Source organism: Clostridium sp. Cult2 (assembly GCF_021655075.1).
Classification (GTDB): domain Bacteria; phylum Bacillota; class Clostridia; order Tissierellales; family Tepidimicrobiaceae; genus Schnuerera.
This window is the reverse complement of the sequence record NZ_PPXX01000004.1, coordinates 1-9,740: the sequence shown is the minus strand read 5'-3', so window position 1 is coordinate 9,740 and position 9,740 is coordinate 1. Positions and strand designations below refer to the sequence as shown.

General features: G+C 32.1%; 9 protein-coding genes. 2 read left to right on the top strand and 7 right to left on the bottom strand.

What is annotated here, in order from left to right:
* From C3E90_RS00750 to C3E90_RS00740, 3 genes are all read right to left on the bottom strand, one after another.
* Positions 1–104: zf-HC2 domain-containing protein (locus C3E90_RS00750; RefSeq protein WP_236913637.1), on the bottom strand; the 104-nt coding region annotated here is incomplete at its 3' end.
* On the bottom strand, positions 91–588 hold the full coding sequence (locus C3E90_RS00745; RefSeq protein WP_236913636.1) for an RNA polymerase sigma factor: 498 nt from the start codon (positions 586–588) through the stop codon (positions 91–93). The genes C3E90_RS00745 and C3E90_RS00750, both read right to left, overlap by 14 nt.
* A 215-nt stretch (positions 589–803) precedes the next feature.
* Positions 804–1,259, bottom strand: a complete 456-nt coding sequence (locus C3E90_RS00740) for a spore coat protein (RefSeq protein WP_236913635.1) — start codon at positions 1,257–1,259, stop codon at positions 804–806.
* Positions 1,260–1,413: 154 nt separating this feature from the next.
* Here C3E90_RS00740 and C3E90_RS00735 point away from each other — a divergent pair, with 154 nt between their 5' ends.
* Together C3E90_RS00735 and C3E90_RS00730 are read left to right on the top strand one after the other, a co-directional pair.
* Positions 1,414–3,084, top strand: coding sequence for a hydantoinase/oxoprolinase family protein (locus tag C3E90_RS00735; protein ID WP_236913634.1), 1,671 nt, complete (start codon positions 1,414–1,416; stop codon positions 3,082–3,084).
* On the top strand, positions 3,077–4,384 hold the full coding sequence (locus C3E90_RS00730; protein WP_236913633.1) for a histone deacetylase family protein: 1,308 nt from the start codon (positions 3,077–3,079) through the stop codon (positions 4,382–4,384). Before C3E90_RS00735 ends, C3E90_RS00730 begins: the two co-directional genes overlap by 8 nt.
* Before the next feature lie 87 nt (positions 4,385–4,471).
* Here C3E90_RS00730 and C3E90_RS00725 read toward each other — a convergent pair whose 3' ends face one another.
* The 4 genes from C3E90_RS00725 to C3E90_RS00710 all read right to left on the bottom strand — a co-directional run bounded on the left by C3E90_RS00725 (position 4,472) and on the right by C3E90_RS00710 (position 9,574).
* Positions 4,472–4,846: a hypothetical protein gene (locus C3E90_RS00725; RefSeq protein ID WP_236913632.1), complete on the bottom strand. Its 375-nt coding sequence runs from the start codon at positions 4,844–4,846 to the stop codon at positions 4,472–4,474.
* Positions 4,809–6,212, bottom strand: coding sequence for an MATE family efflux transporter (locus C3E90_RS00720; protein ID WP_236913631.1), 1,404 nt, complete (start codon positions 6,210–6,212; stop codon positions 4,809–4,811). Before C3E90_RS00720 ends, C3E90_RS00725 begins: the two co-directional genes overlap by 38 nt.
* An 87-nt stretch (positions 6,213–6,299) precedes the next feature.
* A complete protein-coding gene (locus C3E90_RS00715; protein ID WP_236913630.1) occupies positions 6,300–7,925 on the bottom strand; it encodes an ABC transporter ATP-binding protein in 1,626 nt (541 codons plus the stop codon).
* Positions 7,922–9,574 carry an ABC transporter ATP-binding protein gene (locus C3E90_RS00710; RefSeq protein WP_236913629.1) on the bottom strand — a complete coding sequence of 551 codons (1,653 nt, stop codon included), beginning with the start codon at positions 9,572–9,574 and terminating at the stop codon, positions 7,922–7,924. The genes C3E90_RS00715 and C3E90_RS00710 overlap by 4 nt, the downstream gene beginning before the upstream one ends.
* Between the last annotated feature and the right edge of the window lie 166 nt (positions 9,575–9,740).

Here is a 9,740-nt window from a genome sequence, read left to right as displayed (position 1 = left end):
TGCTCTAAATGTTCTTCTACCATTTCCTTAGTATCATCACTTACAACACCATCAACATAAAGAGGTAAAATATCTTTAATTATATTGCAATTAATCTCTCTCATTATTCATCCCCTCCATATACTCAATAACCTTCATTCTTGCTCTATGATAAGTCACCCTTGCCCATCCAGAACTTTTCCCAAAAAGCTTCCCTATTTTCTCAAAGGGTAATTCACCAAATACTCGAAGGGAAAATACTTCCTTATAAGGTTCTTCCATAGTGTGAAGAAACTGATGGATGATAAAGGCATATTCTTCATTGGAGAGATGTTCTGTTATAGTTACTCCCGTATCAGGTGTATCATCAAGTGAATCATAACCAATGTTCCTTTTATTTCTTTTGTAATATGAAAAGTAGGTGTTCTTTGCAATAGTAAATAGCCAAGCCCGAATATCTTTGGAGCCATCAAAACTATTAATAGCCTTCAATGCCTTGAAAAATGTTTGTTGTGTAACTTCCTCTGCTATATTCTCATCGCCAGATAAAGACCTTATATATAAAAACACCTCCCGAAAATATAAGTAATATACCTCCTCGAAGTCCATGCCTTTTTCACTCCCTTCACTTATATAACTCCCGAAATATAAATTCGTTACAATATATTTAAAAATATTTTTATAGGATTTATTCCTAAAAGCTATGAATTTATTTATCTTACTTTAAGATAATATTAAAAGATGTGGGACATAGGGGACGGTTCTATTTGTCCCAAATAAAAAAATGGGACAGGGAGAACCGTCCCCGCTGTCCCACTGTCGTTTTATTTAATGCTATACATTCCATGACTATTCATGTAATTAAATAATTTTTCTCCATGATTTTGTTCATCTTTTTGTATATGCTGAATAGCTTGACGAACATTAGGATCTGCTGCTTCAAAGACTGCTGTGTCATAGAATCCAGATACATATTTTTCAGTTGATAGTAAATCTTCTAGTAGAGTTTGATCATTTGCACCAGGCCCTTGAAAAGTAGGATTGGGTTGTGCAGTGTAACTTCCTGGCTTATAAGCCATGTCTGGTTGCATGCCTTGAAGAATCTGGTTAATCATATCATAATGATGTTGTTCTTCTTGGGCAATTTCCATCAATAGATTTTTTAGCTGTACATCTTGAACTTGATTTGCATAGCTCTGATATTTTTTCACACACAAGTCTTCCTGTTTCTTTCCATCTTCTAGGAGCATTCTTTCTTTTTGGGTAAGTTGAATTTGCAAAATATCACCTCCAATTGTATTCTACAATTAACCTTTGCAATTAAATAAATATTATTCATACTAAATTCATAAAAAGGTGAAAACTTGATACCCTCTCCCTAATAGGGATATAATACTATTAGATACTAAAATAAGTAAAAAAGGAGGATTAAAATTGATTGTTGGTCTAGATATGGGCGGAACCAATATAGATGGAGTCATTATAGAGAGTGGTAAGGTAATAAATAAGGTAAAAAAACCTACTAATAGAGAAAATATATTTGAATCCATTTGGACTACTTTAGGAGAACTTCTATCAGGATATGATAGGGCTAAAATAGATAGAATAAATTTAAGTACTACTGTATCCACCAATGCTATAGTAGAAAATAAGACTTCTCCTGTAGGAATGATTATTCAACCTGGCCCAGGTATGCCCTACGATTTTTTAACTTGCGGTGATGAAAATGTGTTTATATCAGGATATATTGACCATAGAGGTAAAGTAATTGAAGGTTTTCATTCGTCAGAGATAAAAAATGCTATTCAATTATTTAAAGAGAAGAATATCAATTCCTTTGCAGTGGTGACTAAATTTTCTACTAGAAATCCAAAGTTTGAAAGGGAGATAAAGGAGATTTTAGGAAAAGATTTTTCCCAAATTACCATGGGACATACTATGTCAGGTAAATTGAATTTCCCTCGCAGGGTATTTACTTCCTATTTAAATTCAGCTGTACATAATACCTTCAACGATTTTTCAAAGAATATCAAAAAATCCTTAGAAAGAGAAGGAATTGATGCACCAATATTTATATTGAAAGCTGATGGTGGTACTATGAATATCTCTACTGCAGAAGAAAAGCCAGTGGAAACTATTCTATCTGGTCCTGCTGCTAGTTTTATGGGAATCAATGCTATGCTACCTACTGATGAAGATGCAATCTTATTGGATGTGGGAGGTACTACTACTGATATATTCTTCCTTGCTGATGGGGTTCCCCTATTTGAACCCTTGGGGATTAAAATTGGGGAATATAATACTTTGGTAAGGGCTATTTATAGTGTTTCCATAGGTTTAGGTGGGGATAGTAGTATTAGCATTGAAAATGGTAAGGTAAAAATATGTCCAAGGAGAGAAGGAGTTCCTTATGCTTTTGGGGGGCCTAAGCCAACTCCTACGGATGCTATGATTGTATTGGGATTGATGGAGGAAGAAAAGAATCGAGCTAATGAAGCCATGGCAATATTGGGAAAAGAATTGAATTTATCAGCAGAGGATATGGCAAAATTAATTCTTGAAACCATGGGAGATATGATTAAAAATAAAGTAGATGAACTTCTATATGAAATTAATAGTCAACCTGTTTATACAGTGAAAGAATTATTATATGGAAAGATAATTGAACCAAAACGGATAAATATAATCGGTGGTCCTGCTAATGTATTGGCATCCGTCCTTGAAAAGAAATTCGATCTACCTTGCCATTATCCTAAAGATTACCATGTGGCCAATGCTGTAGGGTCAGCTCTTGCTAAACCTACCACGGAGATAAATATGGTGGCAAATACTTCCCAAGGTGTCCTTTCTGTACCTGAATTAGAGCTATATGAAAATATAGGTAGAAATTATACTATTGATAAGGCAAGGAAAAGGGCAATAGAATTAATTAAAGAATCTGCTCTATCTTTAGGAGCTGCTGAAGAAGAAATAGAAGCTGAAATAGTGGAGGAAAGTAGTTTCAATATGGTAAGAGGCTTTTATACTACTGGAAAAAACATTAGAATAAAAGCTCAAATAAAACCAGGGCTAATCCACGAATTAAGAGGTGAATTAGATGATTAAAGCTAAAAACAAATTAGGCCTTGTATTTTTCCCTGCCTTTGACTGGGCTATTAGCCCTACCCATCCAGAAAGGGAAGAAAGGCTTTTATATACTCAGGATCAAATATTTGAAGAAGGAATTGAAGATATTGAAGGAATTAAATTTTATAATCCAATTATTGCTGAAGAAAAGGATATTGAAAGAGTACATTTTGCTGTACCAGATGTAAAATCTAGGGTTACTAAGTCTCACCTGATCTCCGTTGGTGGAGCTATTAAAGCCTTCCAGGCAGTAATGGAAAAGGAAGTTGATAAATCCTTTGCTTTAGTTAGACCACCAGGCCACCATGCCCATAGAGTAGTCTATGGAGATAGAGGATTTTGCATAGTCAATGTAGAAGCAGTAATGCTAGAGAGAATCAGACAGGAATATGGGAATTTAAGAGTTGCCATAGTGGATACAGATTGTCATCATGGTGATGGTACCCAAGATATCTATTGGAATGATAAGGATACTTTATTTATATCTTTCCATCAGGATGGAAGAACCCTTTATCCCGGAACAGGATTTATTGAGGAGTTTGGAGGACCAGCTGCCTACGGATATAATGTGAATATTCCTCTACCACCAGGCACAGGGGAGGAAGGTTTTTTATACGTATTGGATAATGTAGTAATGCCTGTTTTAGATGAATATAAACCAGATATAATAATAAATTCAGCAGGCCAGGATAATCATTATACAGACCCCATAACCAATATGAATTTCACAGCTCAAGGATATGCAAAGTTAAATGATAGACTAAATCCAGATATTGCAGTCCTTGAAGGAGGTTATTCCATTGAAGGAGCTTTACCCTATATTAATCTAGGGATAATACTAGCTATGGCAGGTATTGATTATTCCAAGGTTCACGAACCAGATTATGATAAGGATAGATTAAGACAATCAAAGGATATTATAGAATATATAAAGCAGATTTCAGAAATAGTATATAAACGTTGGAAGGATAAAGATGACTTAGGATTAAAAGAGTTTAAGGGTAAAGATTATGTTAGAAAAACTAGGCAAATATATTATGATACTGATGGAATACTTGAAAATCAAGTTCAAAACTTTAAAGTATGTAAAAAATGCTCTGGTTTCAATACCATTGATTCAAGAAGTGACAAAGGATACCATATTTTCACCATAACTATACCAAGAGATGCTTGCTCTAATTGTGTTGATGAAGGATATAAACTGTATAAAAATACTTCTACCTATTATACAAATGTATATCTACAGGATAGGGTAAATGATAAATATTATTCTAAATAGAAATATTACGATTATATTACAAATAAGTTCCTTTATCGGCCCTATCGGGCACTCCTAACTTATGCCTCCACCTTGTTACGGCAGACATTAAGGTTGGTGCCTGGCACCGATAAGGGAACTTATTATATGCATTTCTGCATTATATTCTTTTTTCTTGAGTTTAATATAATGGTTTTTATAGTTGAATACAAAGTTCATTATAGCTGATTGAAGGTCTATATTTCTTAAAAAATGAACTGTACAATAATCATTATCTTCTTCTGTGGAAAATCTTATGATAATATTTCTCACTTCATTAAGCTGAATACGATTGTCCATATAATTAGGAATACCTTCTAAATAAAGGTTTAGGGTCCTAAAATCTGTGGGAATGAATAAATCTATATCTGGGCCTTCCTCCATCAAGGTTCTTATTTCAAAATCACTAATTATCTGTAAATGCCCTTTCTTGTATTCTACCATTTTCGTCTTCACTCCCTTCATGACTGACGGCTGGAATCTTTCTAAGTGATAAAACATACCAGGTTGTAAGAACAATTCCTTTGAAAACGGAACTAATGCTGATACTCCACCATATTCCATTTAGTCCTAGATAATTTGAAAGGATTAATGCAGCTGGTATACGTAAAGCATTAAAGGTTATTCCCACCAAAGATGGTGGTATAGTTTTCCCCACTCCATTAAATGCCCCTTGGGTGGCTATCTCAATGGTCATGAAAAACTGGGATATACCTAGAATTCTAAGATACGTTATTCCTATTTCTAGGGCTTCCTTATCATGGGGTATAAATAATCTAAATATAGGATTGGCTCCAAATACCAATAAACAGGTAGCAAATATTCCAATAATCCCTACAATCATCAATCCTTTTTTATAACCTTCTTTTATTCTATCCCATTTCCCAGCACCATAGTTTTGACCTACAAAGGCTGATATGGCAGTTGAAAATCCACCTGCTGTCATCCATGATATGGATTCAATTTGAGAGCCTACCTTTTGCACTGCAATTGGGGTAGGTCCCCATTGAGCAATTATCTTTGCAATTACCATAGCTATAGATGCAAACAATCCAGTTTGTAATGAAGCTGGTAGTCCTAATTTGAATATGGTTTTAATATATTCTTTATCTGGTAATTGGAAAATATTTAATCCTTTAAATAGGTTGAATTTATTTTTACTATTATAGATAAATGTAACAGTAACGGTAAACTGGGCAATTATTGTGGCTAATGCGGCTCCTTTTATGCCCATTTCAGGAAAAGGTCCAATCCCCATGATCATCAATGGGTCTAATATCATATTGATTACCAATCCTATGGCATTAATCTTAAAAGGAGTAGAGCTATTCCCAGAACCATTGTAAATTCCAGAAAAAACAGGATTTAAAAAATAAAAAACTAAACCAAAGGAAATTATTACTAAATAGTCTATAGCCATCTGAATAACTTCCCTATCCCCTAAATTAAAAAATCCTATAATCTGATGCCTAAAGACTATTAGGATAATCGAATATATAAGTGCAATAATTATATCCAGTTGCAGAGTGTTTTTTATATATTTTTTTGCAGACTCCATATCATCTCTTCCAAAGGATTGGGCTACGCCTACTTCTGCTCCAATCTTTGGTACCATAAGTAAAGCTGTACCAAACCAAGTAAAAAATCCAGCTGTTCCGGAAGCTGCCACTGCATTGGTGCTTACCCTACCTAGCCATATCATATCCATCATATTATAGGCCATTTGCACAAAAGATGTAGCCATAATAGGTAGGGCAAGCTTTACCAAGGTACTGGTTATTTTGCCTTCAGTCAATCTTATATTTTTCATATTACTTGCCTCCATCTATTCTATGATAAGTACTTTATATGTTAATCCAATATATTTTATAATATAATAAATCTATATTCAAGTAAATTATGAATATATAGGATTGACTCCTTTGTCTTTAACTAAGTATATATCATCATATTTGGACTTTGAGTCTTCAAATATTACATGACTTACATTTACAACAGTTATATTCTCCAAGTTCAATATGGTATTTTCTATTTCCTTAGCTATTTCTGAGTCAAGACTTGCAAAGGCTTCATCTAAAAAGATGATATCAGCTTTTTGCAATAATCCTCTAGCTATGGCTATCCTACTCTTTTCTCCTCCAGAAACATTTTTTCCATTGTCATATATCATAGTGTCTAATCCTTGAGGTAAAGACTTCACAAAATCTGATAGTCCTGCTCTTTCAATTGCAGTATTGATTTCTTCCTCAGTATAATCCTTATATAATGTAATATTGTTTTTTAAAGTGTCTTCAAATAAAAACACCTGTTGTTCTACATTGGATATATGTTTAAAATAACTGGCCTTGGTTACATCTCTAATGTTTTTACCATCGATTGATATTTCTCCATTATCTGGATGAAAGTATTTTCTTAATAATTTTAGTAAAGTAGATTTTCCTCCACCGCTGGGTCCTATTACCAAATATTTTCCACCTTTTTTAAATGAAATATTAACTCCATTTAATACATTTCCATTTTCGTATCCAAAGGAAACATCCTTAAATTCAATACAATCTTTAAACCTGTCTAAATCAATAGTCTCTTCATAATTATCCTGGTTTTCAAGAGTTTCATCAATCTTTTTAAATAATTTCTTAGTGGATAAAATTTTAGGTAGCCATTCCCCTAAATTCATAATGGGCATCATAATCTTTTCCATATTATTTATTATCAGTATTACACCACCTAAAGTTATACTCCCTTTTATTGCCATATAGGATGTTATCCCCAATAGACCAAATAAGGAAATAATCATAGTGAAATTTTGTACCGAAATGATATAAGTGTGTATCTTATCTATTAAATATCCTTTTTGTTGGATACTATTACTTCTATCATAAAAATCCTTTTTTACCTTATCATTTAAATTATTTGATTTTATTATATGGAAAGCTGATAATACTTCTTTTATATAGGTTGTATATCCTTCGTACAGTTCAGACCTTTGGGATTGGTGTTTCTGCATTGGTTTGTTTAGTACTATAGATATAATAGTACTAATTACCCCTATTATTATGCCTATTGCCAAGGCCATAGGGCTAACATAGAAGATAACAGCAATTCCAACAATAAAGTATATTATTCCTACAACCACTTCATATATACCATTTATATAGTTAGTCTCTATTGTATTTACATCATTGGTTAAGGTGGATATATATTTTGCGTTATTGTCCTTTTGAAATTCGTTGATATTCTTATTAAACACTCCATCAACATAATTTACTTTTGCTGAAACTATAGCTTTTCTTTTATAAAGCCCCTTTCCAAAAGCCAATAATACACTAACAGGCAATAAGGATAATGCCAACAATAATAGTTTAATGGATTCTTTCTTAAATAAGGCTTTATTACCCGAAGCAGCTATATCGATGACATTCATCATGGAAATAGATAGATAGCCTTCTAAAATAGCAGCTGCTAAAGCAATTATTATTACCAATATTAAATAGGGCCATGCCTTACCTATGGATTTTTTCATATTACAAAGGCCTCCCTTCCAAAGTAGTCCTCACTATTATACTGATTTACTAGACCATTTTTTATTTCCAACACATAATCGTATTTTTCTGTTATTCCTTCATAGTATCTATGTGAAATTGCAATAACTGTACTATCTAAGGATAATATAGTGTTTTCTATGATTCTACCTAATTCCTCATTTAAACTAGAGGTAGCCTCATCGATAAATAATATACTGGCATCCTTCACTAAAGCTCTTCCAATGGATATCCTTTGTCTTTGACCTCCTGATAGATTTTTACCATTTTCTAAAAGCCTCTCTTCAAGCCCTAATTCCTTTTCTTCTATTAAATCCATAAGACCTGCACCTTGGCAAGCTTTTAATACCTTTTCTTCTGGAATATCTTTATACAAAGTAATATTATTATAAATTGTGTCTTCAAAAAGAAATACATCCTGATATACGAAGGAAATATTATCATTAAAACTTTTGATTCTTATATCTTTATAATCTACCCCATCTAATTTAATAGTACCTTCATAATCATCATTAGCCATGGAAAGTAAATTTATTAAAGTAGATTTTCCTGCACCACTTTGCCCCTTTAATAAGTATTTTTTCCCTTTTTCAATGTTAAAGGAAGCTCCTTTAAAAATTTCTTTCCCTTCATAGGCAAATTTTAAATCCTTTACTTCAATATTTGAATTAAACTTAAATTCCTTATCTCTATTGTTATCTTGGATAGTTTCTCCATCATATTTGGTTATCTTATCATATATGGTTGCGGAAGCTTTCAACTCATTAAATAGTGGTAGTATTCGAACAATAGGCCATATACAACTATTTGATAATTGAACAATTAGAACCATTCTGGTTAATGAATATCCATTTAAGACCTCATTTATTGCATAGACTAAAATACCAACAATTATTAAAAATCCTAAAAAGTTGGTAAAATTACTTTGTCCTTCAGTAAATACAGTATAATGTAGTTTCTTTCTTTCTACCCTATCAACAGCTTTTAAAGTATTGTTTAAAAATTTATCTTCTATGTTGTTTAGTTTTAATATTTCAAGACCGTTAAAGGTGTTAGAAATATTGGTGGTAAATTGTTCATTGTTTTTTGAAACCTCTTCTTGTAATCTAACGGTTCTCTTTTGAAAGGTTTTGCTTATTAAAAAGACTAAAATAGAAACAGCGAAAATACCTAAAGCAAATTTATAGTCCATAAAGGCTAATATTATCAAGGATACAATATAAAACCCTCCTGAATAGATTACATTTATTAGCTTAAAGAAAAAATTTTCTTCAAATATATTTATGTCATTTATTAAATTAGAGATATATACATCCTTTGATTTTTTGTTAAAATCTTTATAGGAATAATTCAGGATTTTATCAAAGGCACGAACTCTAACTTCCAATATGATGTCCCTCATAAAACTAATTCTCATAAATCTAGAAAGGATAAATAGCAATATACCAAAAATAGCAAAGGATATGGCTAGAATCAGTACCTTAATAAAATAGTCCATCTGTCCTTTTTCTATACTTCCTATTATCAATGCAAAGGACACATTCATTAGTAATGAATCTATAATAGGTAGCATGCAAGCTATAATATATATAGTAAATCTGGCTTTTTTTTCGAGCAATAAGTCTTTCATAGGATCCACCTTTCCTTTTTCTATTTACTTCCATTAATTACTATTGTAATGGTTTTTTTATTTAAGTCAATAGTTCTATTAATTTATTTCAGCTTGTACTTTAATATATTCATTTTGCATTTAACTTTGATGACTTTTTGTGATTAATACTTTTATATATTTAATA